This window comes from Micromonospora sicca (assembly GCF_003172935.1).
In the GTDB taxonomy this organism is placed as follows: domain Bacteria; phylum Actinomycetota; class Actinomycetes; order Mycobacteriales; family Micromonosporaceae; genus Micromonospora; species Micromonospora sicca.
On the sequence record NZ_QGKS01000254.1, the window covers coordinates 20,238 to 36,617 of the forward strand.

General features: G+C 72.2%; 14 protein-coding genes and 2 pseudogenes. 8 read left to right on the plus strand and 8 right to left on the minus strand.

The window, feature by feature from the left end:
• Positions 1-87 precede the first annotated feature (87 nt).
• Positions 88-1,053, minus strand: coding sequence for a methyltransferase domain-containing protein (locus DKT69_RS19110; RefSeq protein ID WP_236648048.1), 966 nt, complete (start codon positions 1,051-1,053; stop codon positions 88-90).
• Between the two features lie 78 nt (positions 1,054-1,131).
• Here DKT69_RS19110 and DKT69_RS19115 point away from each other — a divergent pair, with 78 nt between their 5' ends.
• A complete protein-coding gene (locus DKT69_RS19115; protein WP_109802894.1) occupies positions 1,132-1,575 on the plus strand; it encodes an OsmC family protein in 444 nt (147 codons plus the stop codon).
• A 154-nt stretch (positions 1,576-1,729) separates the two neighbouring features.
• On the opposite strand, the pseudogene DKT69_RS19120 reads toward DKT69_RS19115, so the two are convergent.
• A pseudogene (locus DKT69_RS19120) lies at positions 1,730-3,565 on the minus strand (glycoside hydrolase family 15 protein).
• Between the two features lie 446 nt (positions 3,566-4,011).
• Between DKT69_RS19120 and DKT69_RS19125 the strand changes: the two are divergent.
• Complete coding sequence (locus tag DKT69_RS19125; RefSeq protein WP_236648054.1) at positions 4,012-4,395, plus strand: UBP-type zinc finger domain-containing protein; 384 nt, start codon at positions 4,012-4,014, stop codon at positions 4,393-4,395.
• Positions 4,396-4,779: 384 nt separating this feature from the next.
• Here DKT69_RS19125 and DKT69_RS19130 read toward each other — a convergent pair whose 3' ends face one another.
• The 3 genes from DKT69_RS19130 to DKT69_RS19140 form a co-directional block, all read right to left on the minus strand.
• On the minus strand, positions 4,780-5,916 hold the full coding sequence (locus DKT69_RS19130; protein ID WP_236648056.1) for an IS110 family RNA-guided transposase: 1,137 nt from the start codon (positions 5,914-5,916) through the stop codon (positions 4,780-4,782).
• 255 nt (positions 5,917-6,171) lie between these two features.
• Positions 6,172-6,942 (minus strand): dimethylargininase, encoded by a 771-nt coding sequence (gene ddaH / locus DKT69_RS19135; RefSeq protein ID WP_109802895.1) that lies wholly within the window; start codon positions 6,940-6,942, stop codon positions 6,172-6,174.
• A 638-nt stretch (positions 6,943-7,580) separates the two neighbouring features.
• Positions 7,581-8,483: a transposase gene (locus tag DKT69_RS19140; protein WP_109802896.1), complete on the minus strand. Its 903-nt coding sequence runs from the start codon at positions 8,481-8,483 to the stop codon at positions 7,581-7,583.
• Between the two features lie 336 nt (positions 8,484-8,819).
• On the opposite strand from DKT69_RS19140, the pseudogene DKT69_RS41125 reads away from it, so the two are divergent.
• Positions 8,820-9,350 (plus strand): annotated as a pseudogene (locus DKT69_RS41125) (thioesterase II family protein); the annotation flags it as partial.
• A 226-nt stretch (positions 9,351-9,576) separates the two neighbouring features.
• A complete protein-coding gene (locus tag DKT69_RS19150) occupies positions 9,577-10,551 on the plus strand; it encodes an AfsR/SARP family transcriptional regulator (protein ID WP_109802897.1) in 975 nt (324 codons plus the stop codon).
• A 102-nt stretch (positions 10,552-10,653) separates the two neighbouring features.
• Here the strand turns inward: DKT69_RS19150 and DKT69_RS19155 are convergent, their stop codons facing one another.
• Positions 10,654-11,082 carry an NUDIX domain-containing protein gene (locus DKT69_RS19155; RefSeq protein ID WP_109802898.1) on the minus strand — a complete coding sequence of 143 codons (429 nt, stop codon included), beginning with the start codon at positions 11,080-11,082 and terminating at the stop codon, positions 10,654-10,656.
• A gap of 130 nt (positions 11,083-11,212) precedes the next feature.
• Between DKT69_RS19155 and DKT69_RS19160 the strand changes: the two genes are divergently transcribed.
• The 4 genes from DKT69_RS19160 to DKT69_RS19175 all read left to right on the plus strand — a co-directional run bounded on the left by DKT69_RS19160 (position 11,213) and on the right by DKT69_RS19175 (position 14,830).
• Positions 11,213-11,770, plus strand: coding sequence for an AMIN-like domain-containing (lipo)protein (locus DKT69_RS19160; RefSeq protein ID WP_109802899.1), 558 nt, complete (start codon positions 11,213-11,215; stop codon positions 11,768-11,770).
• A gap of 90 nt (positions 11,771-11,860) precedes the next feature.
• A complete protein-coding gene (locus tag DKT69_RS19165) occupies positions 11,861-12,541 on the plus strand; it encodes a response regulator (RefSeq protein ID WP_109802900.1) in 681 nt (226 codons plus the stop codon).
• Positions 12,542-12,545: 4 nt separating this feature from the next.
• The gene (locus DKT69_RS40855) at positions 12,546-13,934 is read left to right on the plus strand and encodes an ATP-binding protein (protein ID WP_304598692.1); all 1,389 of its coding nucleotides are present in this window, start codon (positions 12,546-12,548) and stop codon (positions 13,932-13,934) included.
• Positions 13,931-14,830: a Gmad2 immunoglobulin-like domain-containing protein gene (locus DKT69_RS19175; RefSeq protein ID WP_236648058.1), complete on the plus strand. Its 900-nt coding sequence runs from the start codon at positions 13,931-13,933 to the stop codon at positions 14,828-14,830. Before DKT69_RS40855 ends, DKT69_RS19175 begins: the two co-directional genes overlap by 4 nt.
• A gap of 16 nt (positions 14,831-14,846) precedes the next feature.
• On the opposite strand, the gene DKT69_RS19180 is transcribed toward DKT69_RS19175, so the two are convergent.
• Together DKT69_RS19180 and DKT69_RS19185 are read right to left on the minus strand one after the other, a co-directional pair.
• Complete coding sequence (locus DKT69_RS19180; RefSeq protein WP_109802901.1) at positions 14,847-15,596, minus strand: hypothetical protein; 750 nt, start codon at positions 15,594-15,596, stop codon at positions 14,847-14,849.
• A gap of 15 nt (positions 15,597-15,611) precedes the next feature.
• The gene (locus DKT69_RS19185; RefSeq protein WP_109802902.1) at positions 15,612-15,830 is read right to left on the minus strand and encodes a DUF8847 domain-containing protein; all 219 of its coding nucleotides are present in this window, start codon (positions 15,828-15,830) and stop codon (positions 15,612-15,614) included.
• Between the last annotated feature and the right edge of the window lie 550 nt (positions 15,831-16,380).

The window sequence follows — 16,380 nt, forward strand, 5'->3', positions numbered from 1 at the left end:
TGGCGCCGTGCGCTGTCCTGCCGAGACGAGGATCTGGGGGCGGGACCCGTAGCAGTGCCGGGACAATCGTACGGATCTCCGAGCGATTCAAGCAGGTTTCCGGCCCCAGGACGAGATCATGGGCGAGGTGGCGAGGTCGAGAAGCCCCGCCGCGACGTTGTCGAGATGCCGGTCGACTTCTTCGTTGGTAGCCAGGCCGGCGGCGACCAGCCGGTCGCGGACCTGCGCCACGGTGGCCTGCTCCAGCAGGGTGCAGCCAGCGCCGGTCATCGGGAAGAAGGCGTCGGCTTCGACGTCGACGAGTCCCGCGCCGCGCAACAACCGAGGCAACGTGCGCCCGTAGGACAGGTCGACACCACGCTGAGCCATCAGCGTGCGGAAGTCGCGCTTGAGTTTGTTGGCCAGCCGCTGGGCCGGTCCCGACTCGTCCGGGCAGACCAGCGGCTGCATCATCGGGTCGGCCTCCTCCACCAGCAACCAGCCGCCGGGCCGCAGAGCCGAGATCATGGCGGCCAGCGCCGCGGCACGCTGTGGAACGTGCACCAGGACGAGGCGCGCGTGCACCAGGTCGAATCCATCCCCTGGCGGCGGCTCGACGCCGACGTCGTGGCGGCGGATTTCGTAGCCAGCGTCGGCGGCAGCGGTCATCCACGAGACGTCGATGTCGGTGGCAAGCACGTGCCCCGCCGGGCCGACGCGCGCGGCGAGCCAGGACGGCGCGCTGGGGCCTCCGGCGCCGACTTCCCAACACCGCCAGCCTCCCGCGATGCCGAGCGCGTCGATGTGCCGAAACGTGGAAGGGTTGAACAGCGCCGCCAGGGCGCCAAAGCGAGTCCCCGCTTCCGCCTGCTGATTGTCGAGCAGATAACCGCTGTCATTGGCCACGTCCGCATCATCCCTCTCGCTGATGTCCACGTTGGCACGGACTCGTGGTTCAGGTTCGAGTGGTTGGATGACGCCGCGACGCTCCATGAGCAGGACACCGAGCAGGTTGGCGCCGACGCCGTTGCAGACGCCCCAGTCGTCGTCGCCCCAGTCGTTCGACTCGAGCATGGCGGTCTCGACGGTTGAGGATGGGCCGATCGGCCGGTCAGGCCGGTGGCTCGGGGACCAGAAGGTAGTTTCCCCGTCATGAGTGAGGACACCTTCCGCTCGGTGGAGATCGAGCGCACCAGCCTGGGGAAGTACGTCGCGCGGAATGTCCGCGGCGGATCGTTGTCGATGGGCACGGGCGAGGACGCCAGCTTCACGCCGGTGGAACTGCTGCTGGCTGCCATCGGCGGCTGCACTGCGATAGACGTGGACCACATCACCAGCCGCCGCGCCGAGCCGACTCAGTTCTCCGTCGAAGTCACTGGCGACAAAATCCGGGACGAGGTCGGGGGAAACCGGATGCAGAACCTCAGGGTCGAGTTCACCGTGACGTTCCCGGTGGGCGCGGACGGCGACCGGGCGCGCGAGGCGCTGCCCCGGTCGCTGCAGCAGTCGCACGAACGGCTCTGCACCGTCTCCCGTACCGTCGAACTTGGCACTCCCGTCTCGATCGTCGAGGCTGCCGGTTCCACCGGGGACTGAGGTCTCCGGGCGTCACCCGGGATTTGCGGGCGGCGCGGCGTTCGATCTCATGGAGCGAGTGCCCGCCCAGTCCGCGGCTGCGTCGCCGGTCGCGGCGGCTGCCCTGGCGGTGACTTCGGCTGGACTATGACGGCCCAATTGTGGCAGTGGTCGTTCACCGGCCGACCGCCTTCTGGCTGGCGGGGATGAGCCGCTCTGGTGCCGGCGGAAGGTCGTGGCGCCCGGCGTCCAGGTCGGTGAGGTCTCCGGCGGCGTTGATGAGGCCGATGTGTGAGAACGCCTGGGGAAAGTTGCCCAGGGCTTCCCCGCTGTACGGGTCGATCTGCTCGGCGAACAGGCCCAGGTCGTTGACCCGGTCGGCGAGCCGCTCGAAAAGCTGCCCGGCCCGGTCGCGCTCGCCGGCCAGCGCCAGGCAGCTGACCAGCCAGAAGGAGCAGATCACGAAGCCGGCGGGGTCGCCCTGCCAGCGGCGCAGCAGGCCGTCGTGGGACAACCTCTCCTCGATCATCCGGATGGTGGAACGGATTCTCGCGTCGTCGGCGGGAAGGAAGCCGACCATCGGCATCAGCAGCACCGACGCATCCAGTTCATCGGTGTCGAAGGCCGCGGTGAATGCCGCCTGCCGGTCGCTCCAGCCCCGGGTCAGCACGGCTCGTCGTACCTCGTCCCGTGCCGCTGCCCACCTGGCGACGTCCGCCTCGGATCCCAGGTGAGACCCGAAGCGGACGGCTCGGTCCAACGCCGTCCAGCACTGCACCTTCGACGACACGTAGTGGCGTTCGGCGTCGCGTGCCTCCCACATCCCGGCGTCCGGCAGGTGCCAGTCCCGCGCGGCCCGCTCGGTCATCGCGCGCAGCAGTTGGCGGATGTCCGGCGGCATCGGGTCGAGGTGCTCCCGCATCAGCCAGGCGGCGCTGAGCGGCTCACCGTGCACGTCGTTCTGCCGTTGTCGCCAGGCGTCGTTGCCGACCAGTACCGGTCGGCTGCCGGAGAAGCCGGCCAGGTGCTCGAGGTGGTGTTCGGTGAGGTCCCGTTCGCCCTCCACCCCGTACATGATCGGCACGATGCCCTCGTTCATGCCCATCGACCGTGTCAACCACCCGACGTGCAGGTTGAGCTCGTCGGTGCAGGCCACGCGCCAGAGCGCCTCCAGCGTGAGGCTGAAGTCGCGTACCCAGCCGTAGCGGTAGTCGTAGTTGCGCTCGCCGCCCAACTCCTCGGGCAGGGACATCGTCGGGGCGGCCACCACGGCACCACTGGGCCGGTAGGTCATGCCCTGCACCACCAGCGCGCTGCGTCGCACCTGCTCCGGCTAGAGACCACGGTAGTCGTGCAGGCCCATCCAGGAGCGCCAGCCTGCGACGGCATTGTCGATCACCTGTTCGGCATCGAGCACCGCTGGCGGGCCGGCGTCGTACGCCGGCGCGTACCCCAGGGTGAAGTGACGCGTCTCGCCGGCTCGTACGGTGAACGACCCGAACGCCTCCCCGACCTCGCACACCAGTGGGATGGACGCGCGCAGATCCAGCCGGGCCGACGCGGCACTGGCGACCAACGCGTCGTCCTGCCGTACCAGCTGGGGGACCATCCGGCCGTACTCGAACCGTGGCCGGTAGTGCAAGCGCAGCGGGACCTCGCCGGAGAGTCACCGCACTACCCGGGCCAGCACCCTCGGCGAGTGCAGACCGACCTCATGGCCCCGCGCACCCGGTTCGAGGGCCAGCGCGTCGGTCACCGCCACGCTGCCCGTCGCGGTGGTGAAGACGGTACGAAGCACGAGCGTATCGGTCAGGTAGGCCCGGTCCGTGCTGAACCTACCCGCGGGACGGATCACCCAGTGCCCGGCATCATCATCAAGCAGGCGGGCGAACACCGACGGAGCGTCGAAGCGCGCAGGACACCACCAGTTCACCGACCCGGTGCGGTCCACCAGCACCGCGCTGCGACCATCGGCCAAGAAGCCGTGCTCCGCGATCCGTCCGCACCCCATGGAACGGACTACCCGAGCGGAACGCAGTGACACCGCCACGTCACGCCTCCCTCGAACCGCAGTCCAAGCGTGAAAGCGCACCTGGCTTTGGCCGCCGGACCGGTCCTGCGGCCCAGCGACGGGCGGGGCGCCGTGCCGGGCCGGTCCAGCCGACGGGCTCGCCGCCGGCCACCAGCTGGCGGGCAGGGTACGCCAGCAACGGCAGAAGTCCGGCCGTCCCGTCGGTCAGGCCGGTGAGCTATCGCCACGCCGTCGGACCCGGCCGGGACCTCCCGACACCGCACCGATCCTCAGACCCCTCGGCTGAGTGCCGGCCGGCACACCCGGCGGGGTCGGGGTGCGGGGCCGACGCTTTCGGGTGCCAGACTGCGAGGCCGGGGCGACCAGGCGGGACACGTGCGGATCGGTCCGACCGTCGGAGGCCGTGAGCCGGGAGGGAACCAATCGTGGGTGACCAGACCAAGCCCGAGCCGGAGCCGCAGGCCGTGACCGCGGCGATCGACGCTGCCGTGCCACCGAGCGGCCCGGGCTGCGTGGAGTGCGAGTCCTCCGGCGGGTGGTGGTTCCACCTGCGCCGCTGTGCGGCCTGCGGCCACGTCGGCTGCTGCGACTCTTCGCCGAGCCAGCACGCGACCGCTCACGCAGCCGCGACGGGTCACCCGGTCATCCAAAGCTTCGAACCCGGCGAGTCGTGGTTCTGGGACTACTCCAACGACCAGTTCTACGGCGACGGGCCGGAGCTGGCCGAGCCGCACTCGCACCCGCTCGACCAGCCCGCCCCCGGTCCCCGGGGGCGGGTACCGGAGGACTGGAAGACCCGGCTGCGCTGACTGCGCCCTGCCGGTCCGGTCAAGTCCCCGGACCCCGACGGTGTCCGGGCACGGACCTCCGGCCCGTACATCGCCCGACCGGCGCCCCGGTCGCCTCGCCCCCGCGACGACAAGATCAACGCAGCCTGCATCTCTTGCTAATCGCGCGTGATTATCTCCGCGGCCTCGATCTGCGGTTACAGCAGCCACAGCCGGATGCCGCGCCGTCCGTCCCGTGCGACCTACGGAGGTCGGATAGTTCTGGGTAAGTCGGCACATGCAGGCGATCTGCCGCTGGCGAACGCCTGAACCAGCCAGCCTTGACCCAGAGCGCTCGGGCGAGAGCGAGATCGGGTCCGCTCATCTGGCACCCCTCTGTGTCAAGAGGCGGCGAGGAGTGGTGTTCTAGGCTGGGGTTCGGCGGGTCCGGGAAGTGACTGTTCCGAAGTGTCGATCATGGGGATCGGGTCGGCCGCGCTGGATTGAAGAGTCGCCCCCACGTGTCCTCCCGGGCCCGTCCCGGCTTTCTTGGCGTCTTTGATCATTTGCTTGTAGACGATGTCGGACAGCCGGCGCTTGAGTGCGCATGGCCTCCATCGGTGTTTTGCCGGCGGCGAGTTTGCGCCGGTAGTAGGCGCGGCCTTCGGTGTCGTGGCGTAACTGGACGACGGCCATGATGTGCAGGGCCCGGTTGATGCGCCGGTTCCCGGCCCGGGACAGGCGGTGGCGTTGCTGGTCGCCGGATGAGGCGTCCAGGGGTGCGGTGCCGTTCCAGGACGCGAAGTGCCCGCGGGTGGCGAAGCGGCTGATGTCCGCGACGTCGCCGATCAGGCGGGCGGCGCCGGAGGGGCCGGTGCCGTTGAGGTCCTGCAGGCTGCTGCCGGTGGTCTCGACGAGCTCGGTCAGTTCCTTGTCCGCGGCCTTGATCTTCTTGTCGACCTGGACCAGTTCGGTGATCAGCTCGGAGGCGAGCCGGCGGCGGGTGCGCCCGACCAGATCACGCGGCCGGATCGTGTTGAGCAGGGCGCGGGCCTGCGGGGCGGACAGGAACTTCTTCGCCCCACCGGGCAGCAGTTCCAGCAGAAGCTTGTGGATGCGGTTGAGCAGGTCGGTGCGGGCGTGGCCGAGACCGTCGCGGCGGTCGACGAGCAGCCGCAGTGCAACGGTCGTGTCGTCGACGGTGACCTGCCGTAGACCCTTGCTGCGTAGGGCTGCGACGGCGACGCTGTGGGCGTCGACCGGGTCGGTTTTGCGGCCCTGGCCGGTGTCGAACACCCGGGCCCGGGCGGACAGCTTCGCCGGCACGTCCACCACCGTTTCGCCGTCCGCGACGAGGCGCTGAGCGATGTGCCGGCCGATGCCGTTGCAGCCCTCCACCGCCCAGATCCGGTCCTTGTGCTGCCGGCCGAGCTTCAGCATCGTCTGGTAGCCGTCGCGGTCGGTGCCGAACCGGCCCTGCGCGAGGACCTTCTCGCGGTCGTTGATGATCTCGATGGTCGCGGACCGCTTATGCGGATCCATACCGATGATGACCTGTCCCACGCTCGTCCTCCTCAATCAGACCGGGGCTGAATCCGGCGAGGAGGGCAGCGCTACTTCGAGCTGGGCAGACCTCTCTTGAGCCTCTCCGCGCCACGGTGACCGGCAGGACGCATGCCAGATGAGAGCCACACCAAACCGCGGTGGGCAGCCGCTGAAAGAGCGACCCCACCGGTCACCTCGACCAAGCCTGGCCGGGCTGCGGTCGTACCACCAGTAGATAAGTAGCCGCCGACCGGGTCCGGCTGGGGGCGTGGGTCAGACCCGGGGGATCAGCACGCTCAGGCAGGTGACGCAGCCCTCGAGCTTCTCGTACTCGCCGATGTCGACGATGACCGGCGTGAAGCCGAGGTCCGCCACGAGCGCCGCGGTGCGTGGCGCCGACGCGGCCAGCAGCACGAGGTCGTCACCGAGTGGTACGACGTGGCAGCCGGCCTCCTCGTCGACCGTGCGCATGGGTTGCCGGAGCGCGGTCGCGTCGAGCAGTTCCGGCAGCGCGAGCAGGGTGCCGTCGGGCAGCGCGGTCACGGCCGACTTGAGGTGCAGCACGTCGCGCAGCGGGACCGGGATTACCGTGCGCCCGCGGGTCGCCAGATGGGCGCGCAGCTGGGCGAGGCCCTCGCCGTTGGTGCGGCCGCCTCGGCCCACGTACACGGTGGTGCCGATTTGCAGCACGTCGCCGCCGTCCAGCGTCCCGGGAGCCTCGATGCGTACGACCTCCAGCCCGGCCTCGCGTACCGCCTTCTCCGTGCCGGGGATCTCCGGACGGCGCTGTGGCGCGCCCGGCCGTGTGATCACCGCCAGGCCATCGCAGACCACGACGGTGTCCTCGACGAACACCGAGTCGGGGCAGTGATCGGCGGGGGCGACCTCGCGCACCTGCCAGCCGGCCTCGGCGAGCGCGGCCCGGTACGCCTCGTGCTGACGCCGGGCCTGCGCGACGTCCACGTCGCTGCGCTCGATGTGGGTGACCAGCCCCTCGGCCAGCCGGTCGCTGGGTCGCCGGACCAGGGCAATGCCTCGCGTCATGCCACCAGTCTGCATGCGCCTGTCAGCCAAGCTCAAGCAGGGCAGGCAGCAGCTCGCGCTGCGCCCGATTGAGGAATGCAGAACTGCCGCTCGTTGCCGCCCTGCACGACGCGACGTTCAGATGCGTCCGACGCACCGCTCCTACCTCCTGCTCGGGTCCTGTCTCCACTCGTCAGAATGCGTGCAGGGGCCGCCCGCGGAACAGCGCCCGGTAGGAGACACAGCATCGCCGGCTTCGGATCCCACCGGGAACGGCTTGGTCGTCACAACCGCCGCCCCCGAGGTGGCTCGGTCGAGGTGTACGCCGGGAGCCGCATCGGTCGGCGCTCCGCCCGCTTCGCGATTCGAACTTTGCCTGGGAGCGGTTCGACGGCTGACTGAGTGACGATCGAGAAGCACCAGGCCGGACGTCGGTGCCTGGATGGTGGCGGTGTGTCGGCCGGGGGAGAGGGCTCGGGCGAGCCACGGGTCGAGTTGTTCGAGGATGTGGTCCTCGCGATGCCCTCGGGGCCCCAGCCGGGCACTCGGCTTGCCGGAGAAGCCGGAGCCGGGCATCGACGGGATCACCAGGGGGGACCCTGGTCAGCACGCCCCCGGCCTAGATCGTTGACCGGAATTTCGCTCCTGGTCAGCAGGGGCTAGTGATCGTAGGCGATCAATGATCGCTTGATCGGTGCGCCGATCGTCCAGTTGTGCCAGATCGCGGCGTTGAGGGCGAGCAGGCGCTGCACGATGCGGGTCCACAGGCCCAGCGGGACTCGCCCGCCGTGGCGTTCGAGGCCGAGTTGGTTCTTCAGCGTCCAGATGATCGCCTCGACGCGTTGGCGCAGCCAGTTGGGGAAGGGCCTGGGTGTGCGCTCGTCGCGGCGGGCAGGGCGGATCAAGGTGAGGTCCAGGTCGGTGAAGAACTGTTCGGTGTCCTGGCCGGACAGGCCCTTGTCGGTCACCACGGCGGTGCCTGCGGCGTGCTGGTTGGCGATCTGGCGGGTGAGGATCTGACGGGTCTGCTCGCGTTCGCCGAACAGTTTGGGGTTGGCCAGGCCGAACCCGGTGACCGTGCCGTCGGCGGTGGTGATGAGCAGCAGCTTGACGCCCCAGTACCAGCGGCTGTGGGCGGACTCGTAGCCGTAGCCGGCCCAGCCGAACAGATCCGAGCGCTGGGCAGTGGTCTTGGACTGGCCGCAGCCGATCGGGGTGGCGTCCATGAGTCGCAGCGGTTCGGCCGAGCCGGGCGTGTGCTCGGCCAGCCACCGCAGCGCGGCCTCCATCAGCGGCGCTGCCTGCTTGAGCCGCTCGTTGTACTCGCTTTGGCCCAGCAAGCGGGGGAACAGGTGCCCGACCCGTGACGCCGCGGCTCGTAGCCAGTGGTGTTCTTCGTTGTAGCGCAGCAACACCTGCGCCACGGCCAGGCAGACCAGTTCGGCGTCGGTCACCGCCGGTGGGCGGCCCGGACCACGGCGGCGTGCCGACGTGGCGGGGATGATCCGGTCAACCAGTTCCACGTAGAGTGCGATGAGAAGGGTGTCCAGGTCGGCGATCACGAAGGCTCCAGAGTCTGACGTGTGTGGAAACGCCGATCTTGGACACCCTTCATCCACCTGTCACGGATCTACACGGCGCGTCGCCCGTTACCCCCCCGGCCTGACCTGCACCGAATTTCCGGTTAACGATCTAGAAGGGATAGAGCCGCCTCCATCGGGCGTCCGGCCCGAGCCGGGTGGGCCGGTCGGTCAGGGCGCGGCCCGAAGCCGGGCCGAAGCGGACACCGCAGCAAACCCTCATCCGGCACTTAAGACCGCCGTCACGGGCCGTTCCTAGCGTGTGCGGGCATGGCGGCACCACGCCTCGTCGCCGTGCTGAGCAGAAACGGGGTACCCATGCCACCGCCACCGACGACCGCCGACCGACCGACCGGGGCCGCCGCCTGGCTGAGCTGCGCCGTGCCCCGCCCGGCCGCCCGGCTCCGGCTGGTGTGCCTGCCGTACGCGGGTGCGGGGGCCGGCGCGTACCGGCCGTGGTCCGCGCTGCTCGGCGACGAGGTGGAGGTGTGGACCGCGCAGCTGCCCGGCCGGGAGCGGCGACTCGCCGAGCCGCCGCTGACCACGATGGACGGGCTGGCGCCGCCGCTGGTGGAGGCGATCGCCGAGCGGGTGCCGGCGCCGTACGCGCTCTTCGGGCACAGCATGGGCGGCCTGATCGGGTACGAGGTGGCCCGCCGGCTGGTCGCCCGGGGCGGCCCGGCACCGCACCGCCCGGTGGTCTCCGCGGCCCGCCCGCCGCACCGCGCCGCGTCCGTCGGCCCGGCGCAGGCCCTCGACGACGGCACCCTGACCGCCTGGCTGCGCGGCCTCGGCGGGATACCCGACGAACTGCTCGCCGACCCCGCCCTGCTGGGGCTGATCCTGCCCACCGTGCGGGCCGACCTGTCGGTGGTGGCGTCTGGCGGCGGCCGACCCACGGGCCGCCGCCGGGCTGCTCGACGACGCCGCCGCGCTCTGCCAGGAACTCGGCGACCGCGCCGAGGAGGCCACGGTCCAGCTGATCGCCGCCCGGCTGCAGGGGCGGCAGGCGCGCCGCGGCGCGGAGGGCGCCGAGCAGAAGCTGCGCCGCTGCGGGGTACGCCTCGACCCCGGCGTGGCCGACGGGCTGACCGCGATCACGCTGCGCGTCCCGGCCGTCGTCATCCACACCCTCGGCGACTTCCGGGTGTTCCGGGCCGGCGCCGTCGTCCCGTACGGCGAATGGCAGTCCAAGGAGGCGCGCGACCTGCTGAAGATCCTCGTCGCGCACCGGGGACGGGCGGTGCCCCGCCCCCGGCTGATGGAGCTGCTCTGGCCCGACGAGTCGCCGTCGCGCACCGCGAACCGGCTCTCGGTGCTGCTGTCCACCCTGCGCCGGGTGCTCGGCACCCGGCAGCGCACCAGCGGACGCGGGCCGGTGCTCGCCGACCGGGGCTCCGTGGCGATCGACCTGGACGTGGTCGACGTGGACGTGGAGGCGTTCCTCACCGCCGTCGAGGAGGCGCAGGCCGCGCAGCGCACCGGGCATCCGGACGCGCCCCGGCTGCTGACCCGGGCCGACGAGCTGTACGGCGGGGATTTCCTCGCCGACGACCCGTACGAGGACTGGGCGCAGTCGTTGCGGGAGGAGGCGCAGGTGGCACACACCAGCGTGCTGCGCGCGCTCGCCCAGCACGCCCCGGACACCGACCAGAAGCTGGTCTACCTGATGCGGCTGGTGCACCGCGACCCGTACGACGAGGACGCCCACCTGGAGCTGGTCCAGGTGCTCCGCGCGGCGGGCCGGCACGGTGAGGCGCAGCGGCGCTACCGGGCGTACGCCGAGCGGATGCGCGAGTTGGGCATCACCCCGGCCGGCGGTGCGGTACCGGCGACCGTGAACCCGGTCGCCCGGCCGGGCGGCTCCGCCGGTGGGCTCCGGCCCGACCGGTCGGCCGGGCTCGGACCGCGCAGCGCGCTGCGGCGCGCGCCGACCGACCTGCCGCGGACCTGGTCGACGGAGTTCGGGCCGACCCACCGGCAGGCCGCGATCCCGTCACCCCGCACGGGCGGCGTCGTCGGCCGGTCCCTCATCGACCACCCGGCGTGACCTCCGTCGAGGACGGCGCCCGTGGCCACGCCGACGGCGGCGCCGAGGGACCGCAGGAGTCGATGTCGGGTGACCGGCATCGGTCCACCGTAGAGGCCGCGGTCAGCCCAGCTGGTCCGGCAGCAGCGCCAGCGTCGGCGGTAGCTGCGAGTGCAGCGGCGTGGGCAGGTCGTCCCGGGTGTGCCAGCCGAGCCGGTCGAACTTGTGCGGCTCGCCGATGGCGACCGTCGCCGGGTCGACCCGGACCGCGAACACCACCGCCACCCAGTGCGACGGCGGGTCGTCACGCAGCACGTTGCGGACCCCGAGCAGGCTGATCTCCAGCGGCGTGGTCGCGTACTCCTCGCGGACCTCGCGGGCGACGGCGGCCTCGAAGGTCTCCCCGTACTCCAGCGCGCCCGCGCCGGTGTCCCAGGTGCCGGGTTCGTCGCGGGCACCGGCGCCGCGCCGGGCGAGCAGCAACCGGCCCGCACCGTCGTGGCAGACGAAGACGCAGGACACCGAGGGGGTACGCGGGGAGCGGTCGGACATCCGGCCATTCTGCGCCACCGCGGACTGTTACCTGCCGGTTACCCGGCTGCGAAGCCGCTGTGGCACGGCGCGCCGACCGTCGAGTCGGGACCGCTGGAGCAGGTCCCGCGACATCGACAGGGAGGGCACGATGAAACTGAGGAGAGCGCTGGTAGCGCTGACCGTGGTGCTCGGCGGGCTGCTCGCCGGGACGGGGGGCGCCGCTGCGGCGACCACGCCGTACTGCGGGATCACCTGGGGCAGCACCGCCAAGTCGGGCGGCGCGCTGAGCGGCGCCCCACTCGCGGAGGTTCGCGCCGGGCGGCACGACTGCTGGGACCGGGTGGTGTTCGAGTTCGCCGGACCGGCGAACGGTTTCTCCGTCGCGTACGGCGAGACGTGGACCGAGGGGCAGGGGCTGGCGCTGTCGCCGTACACGGCGGGCGGGGCGCTGCTGCGGGTCTCGCTGCGGGCCCCGGCGTACGACGACAGCCACGTCGCCACCGTGCCGTACCGCACCGGTGACCACGCGATCAACGTGCTGGGCTATCGGACGCTGCGGGACGTGGTCTTCGGCGGCAGCTTCGAGGGGTACACCACCTTCGCCGTGGGCGTCCGGGCGCAGTTGCCGTACCGGGTGTTCGTGCTGACCGGTCCGGGCTCGCACAGCCGGGTCGTGCTCGACGTGGCGCACCAGTGGCAGCAGTGACCATGCCGGTGATGAGGGCCGGTCGGCCCTCATCACCGACCGTTGCGCCAGGGTCCCGCCGCGTCGCGCCGGAGCTACCCTGAGGTCGTCATGGAGGGCCGCGTGCTGGTCGTCGAGGACGATGCCTCCATTCGGGAGGTCACCGCCCTCGGTCTGCGCCGGGCCGGGTTCCGGGTCGACACCGCGGTCGACGGGCCGACCGCCCTCGCCGGCTGGCGGGCCCGGCCGGCCGACCTTATTGTGCTCGACGTCATGCTGCCGGGCCTGGACGGCTTCGAGGTGTGCCGGGAGATCCGCCGGACCAGCCAGGTGCCGATCCTGATGCTCACCGCGCGCACCGACACCATCGACGTGGTGGTCGGGCTGGAGTGCGGCGCCGACGACTACCTGCGCAAGCCGTTCGACCTGCCGGAGCTGGTGGCCCGGGTCCGCGCCGTGCTGCGCCGGGCGGTCGCCCCGGCCGAGGAGACCACGGTGACCGCCGGCCCGCTGGAGATCGACCCGGCCCGCTTCGTGGCCCGGAAGGCGGGACGGGAGCTGACCCTGACCGCCACCGAGTTCCGATTGCTGCTGGAACTGGCCCGCCGCCCCGGTCAGGTGTTCACCCGCGAGCTGCTGCTGGACCGGGTGTGGGGGCACAGCTACCTCGGCGACTCGCGGCTGGTGGACGTGGCGGTGCAGCGGCTGCGGGCCAAGGTGGAGGACGACCCCGGCCAGCCGGCGCTGATCCGGACGGTCCGCGGCGCCGGCTACAAGCTGTCGACGGGGTGACGTCGTGGCCGGCCGCGTACCCCCGGGGCGTCTGCGGCGCCGGCTCGTCGTCGCGTTCGTACTGGTCGCCGGGGTCTCCGCCGGGGTGCTGGCCGGCGGCTCGTACCTGATGCTGCGGCAGGCCCGGTTCGACGGCTCGCTGCAACGCGCGGCCGCCGACGCCCGCTACCAGCTGGTGCTGGCCGGGCAGTTCCTGCCGCTGACCGACGCCCGCCGGGCGGACCTGCTGGCCAGCTTCGAGGGCAACGGACGGCACGTGCTGCTCGTCGCCGGGGACACCGCCGCGTCGAACCCGCGGTACGCCCCGACCCCCGGGCGGGACCTGCGGGCCGCGGTCGCCGCCGGGCAGCTCGGCTACCAGCGCTCCCCCGCCGACGCCCGGCCGCACCTGCTCGTGGTGGGCGGCCGGATCCCCGGCTCCACCGCGGAGCTGTACGTGGTGACCGTGGAGGACGACCTGGCCGACGGCCTGGGCCAGCTCCGGACGGCGTTGGTGGTGGGCTGGGCGGCGGTGCTGCTCCTCGCCGCGGGGGTGGGCAACGCCCTGGCTCGGCGCACCCTGGAACCGGTGGGGCGGGCCAGCCGGGCCGCCCGGGCGGTCGCCGAGGGCCTGCTGGACACCCGGCTGCCGGTGCGGGGCCGGGACGAGTTCAGCGCCTGGGCCGCGTCGTTCAACGAGATGGCCGAGGCGCTGGAGACGAAGATCGAGGCGTTGTCCCGGGCCCAGGCCCGGGAGCGGCGATTCACCGCCGACGTCGCGCACGAGCTGCGTACGCCGGTGACCGCCCTGGTGGCGGCGGCGTCGCTGCTCGCCGAGCAGCTGGACGCGCTGCCCGCCGACGCCCGCCGGGCCGCCGAGCTGCTCGTCACCGACGTGGTCCGGCTGCGGCGGCTGGTCGAGGAGCTGATGGAGATCTCCCGGCTCGACGCCGGGCGGGAGGCCGTGTCGGCGCGGCCGGTCGACGTCGTCGCGCTGCTGGGCGGCATCGTCCACGCCCGCGGCTGGACCGACCGGGTGACCGTGGCCGGGGACGCGACGCCGGTCGACACCGACCCGCGCCACCTGGAACGGGTGCTGGCGAACCTGGTCTCCAACGCGGTCGAGCACGGCGGCGGCGCGATCCGGGCCGAGGTGTGGCGCACCGACGGGTCGGTCACCGTCGAGGTCCGCGACGAGGGGGCGGGCATCCCCGCCGCGCACCTGCCGTACGTGTTCGACCGGTTCTACAAGGCGGACCCGTCCCGCACCGGCCCGGGCAGCGGGCTGGGCCTGGCCATCGCCCGGGAGAACGCCCGGCTGCTCGGCGGACGGCTGGGCGTGCGCAGCGAGGTCGGCCGGGGCACCCGGTTCCGGCTCGACCTGCCCGTTCACGTTCCGGGGGGTGACTCGTGAGGCGGCTGCTCGTTCCGCTCGCGGCGTTCGTCCTGCTCGCCGCCGGCTGCGCCCCGGCCCGGACGGGCACCCTCGGGCCGGCGCCGGTCGGCGCGTCACCGACCGCCGGCGCCACCGCCACGCCGCGCGCCCCCGCACCGGCCACCACCACGCCGAGCCGTCGTCCCCCACCGGCCTCCCCCACCACGACGGTGCCGGTGGCGCCCGACGAGTCGGGCGAGGGCGGGACGATCGTGGTGCAGCTCTGGTTCGTCCGGGACGGGAGGCTGGCGCCGACCCGGCGTACGCTCCCGGCCACCGTCGCCACGTCCCGCCTGGCGCTCACCGAACTGGCCGCCGGACCGTCCCGCGCCGAGGCGGCGGCCGGCCTGACCACCCGGGTGCCGACCGGCGTCCAGGTGGTCCGGATCGCCGACGGGGTGGCCACGCTGGCCCCGCCAGCCGGTTTCGCCGACGGTGGCGCGGCGGCCGTCCGGCTGCGCCGGGCCCAGGTGGTCTGGACGCTGACCCAGTTCCCCACCGTGCGCGGGGTGGCGTTCGCCGGCGCCGCGCCGGTCGGGCGGGACGACTACGCGGACCTGCTGTCGGCGATCGTGGTGACCGGCCCGTCGGTCGGTGACCGGGTCACCAGCCCGGTCAGCGTGACCGGGAGCGCGGAGGTCTTCGAGGCGACCGTGAGCGTCCGCGTCCTGGACGCGACGGCTCGGGAGGTCGGCACCTCGTTCACCACGGCCGCCTGCGGCTCCGGCTGCCGGGGCGACTACCGGGCCACCGTCCGCTACCGGGTGGCCGCCACCGGTCCCGGCACCATCGAGGTGTACGAGGTCTCCCCGCGCGACGGCAGCCGGGTCAACGTGGTGGCGGTACCAGTCGTCCTCGTCGCCGCCGGCAGGTGAGGGTCGCGGGAGGCGGTCACTGCCACCGGGCGGTGAGCGACGGAGCTTCCCGCCGCTCCGCGCGTCCGATGCGCAGATCCTCGAAGATCGTGTTCCGGGCCGCCCGCTCGACCTCGGCGTCGAGATCGATCCCGAGCTCGGTCGACGCGTCGTGGGCCGCCCCGACCAGCACCATCTCCACGCCCGCGTGGTCGAGGAACCGGGGCGGGTCGAGCGGCGCGAACCGGCGGGTGCCGAAGCGCTCCTGCAGGTCGGCGGGGAGCTCCGCGCGAGCCGGACCGCGCAGGCCGACCCCGGGCGGCGACGGCGCCTGCGGATTCTTCACCGTGACGACGTAGCTCGCCTCCGGTTCGATCCGGAGCTCGTGCTGCGGCGGCCCGGGACGGCGGGGCAGCTCGAGCTGATACGCCAGATGCGTGTGGTCGTCGTGCCGGGTGACGCAGTACGCGCCCTCGGCCACCGGCCGGGCCGGTGGCTGGAACCGCTCACCCCGGGTCTTCGTCCCGTACAGGTGCGGTCGGAGCGCCTCGTAGAGTTCCGCCGGCCGACTCACCACGGTGTCGACGAACGCCCAGAAACGGTCATGCTCGTCGATCTCGGGCAGGCGCTTGCGGCCCACGACGAGCAGCCGCAGACGCCGTCGTCCGTGCCACGGGTGCAACACGATCAGCAACCGCTGCACCTCGTCCAGCGACTCCACGTGCCGCTCGCCGACCCGCGGCCGGTAGAGGAAGTAGATGTCGCCGTCCTCCAGCACCTCGCTCACGTCACGGCCGCTCTCCTACCGCGGCCCGACGTCGGACGCCTCGTAGATCCAGTCCTCGGCCGCGTCCTCCGGCGCGCGCGCCGCCCGGCGGTACCGGTAGGTCTCCGCGGCCTCGTGCGGTCCATGGAGCTTCAGGTCGTACGACATCGGCGGATCCTCCGCGTCCGGCACCTCCCAGGCCACGGTCTGCCCGTCGTACGGCCCGCCACGTAGGCACAGCTTCACCTCGACCACGCCCCGACGGTAGCGAAGTCGGGTGCCCGGTGTGGCCGAGACGAGTTCTTCGGCATGACCGGTGAACCTGCGATGAAGCAGGCAAGGTCCGTACAGCCACTGATCCTTAACGCACAGCCCTGCGGATACTTTCACCAGGCAATATAGAGTGTCGTCGACTACTGTTAGTGCCGTTGGGTGCAGTTTGTTGCGATTCGGGGCGCGCCTGCTGGGTCTCCGCCCGGCGAAGTGCAAAACCGCAGGTCAAGGCCCATTCAAAGGCCGTTCGACGCTGTTGCTTGCGGCCCGCCTGCCGTTCAGCGCACACCGCTGCCGACACGCCGCTCCCCCATCGCCGGCTCAGCATCGATGGCACCTCCCTGGACGTCGCATCCCGAGCGCTGCCCGTCGCCATCTTCCAGTCCACGACGGCGATCAACCCGTGCCCGAGATGCGGCCACCACCACCGGGGACATCAGCCGGCGGTCCGACCGGTAGCCCGCTCGGGCCAGCACACCCGACGCTTCGTCCGGATCGGCCCGATCTGTCACGTAAAACCGGCGTGTTCGCC

Bases quoted from the DNA above. Each gene is read 5' to 3' on its own strand.
- DKT69_RS19110 (WP_236648048.1), bottom strand. From the start codon at position 1,053: ATGCTCGAGTCGAACGACTGGGGCGACGACGACTGGGGCGTCTGCAAC.
- DKT69_RS19115 (WP_109802894.1), top strand. From the start codon at position 1,132: ATGAGTGAGGACACCTTCCGCTCGGTGGAGATCGAGCGCACCAGCCTG.
- ddaH (WP_109802895.1), bottom strand. From the start codon at position 6,942: ATGACGCGAGGCATTGCCCTGGTCCGGCGACCCAGCGACCGGCTGGCC.
- DKT69_RS19155 (WP_109802898.1), bottom strand. From the start codon at position 11,082: ATGTCCGACCGCTCCCCGCGTACCCCCTCGGTGTCCTGCGTCTTCGTC.
- DKT69_RS19160 (WP_109802899.1), top strand. From the start codon at position 11,213: ATGAAACTGAGGAGAGCGCTGGTAGCGCTGACCGTGGTGCTCGGCGGG.
- DKT69_RS19165 (WP_109802900.1), top strand. From the start codon at position 11,861: ATGGAGGGCCGCGTGCTGGTCGTCGAGGACGATGCCTCCATTCGGGAG.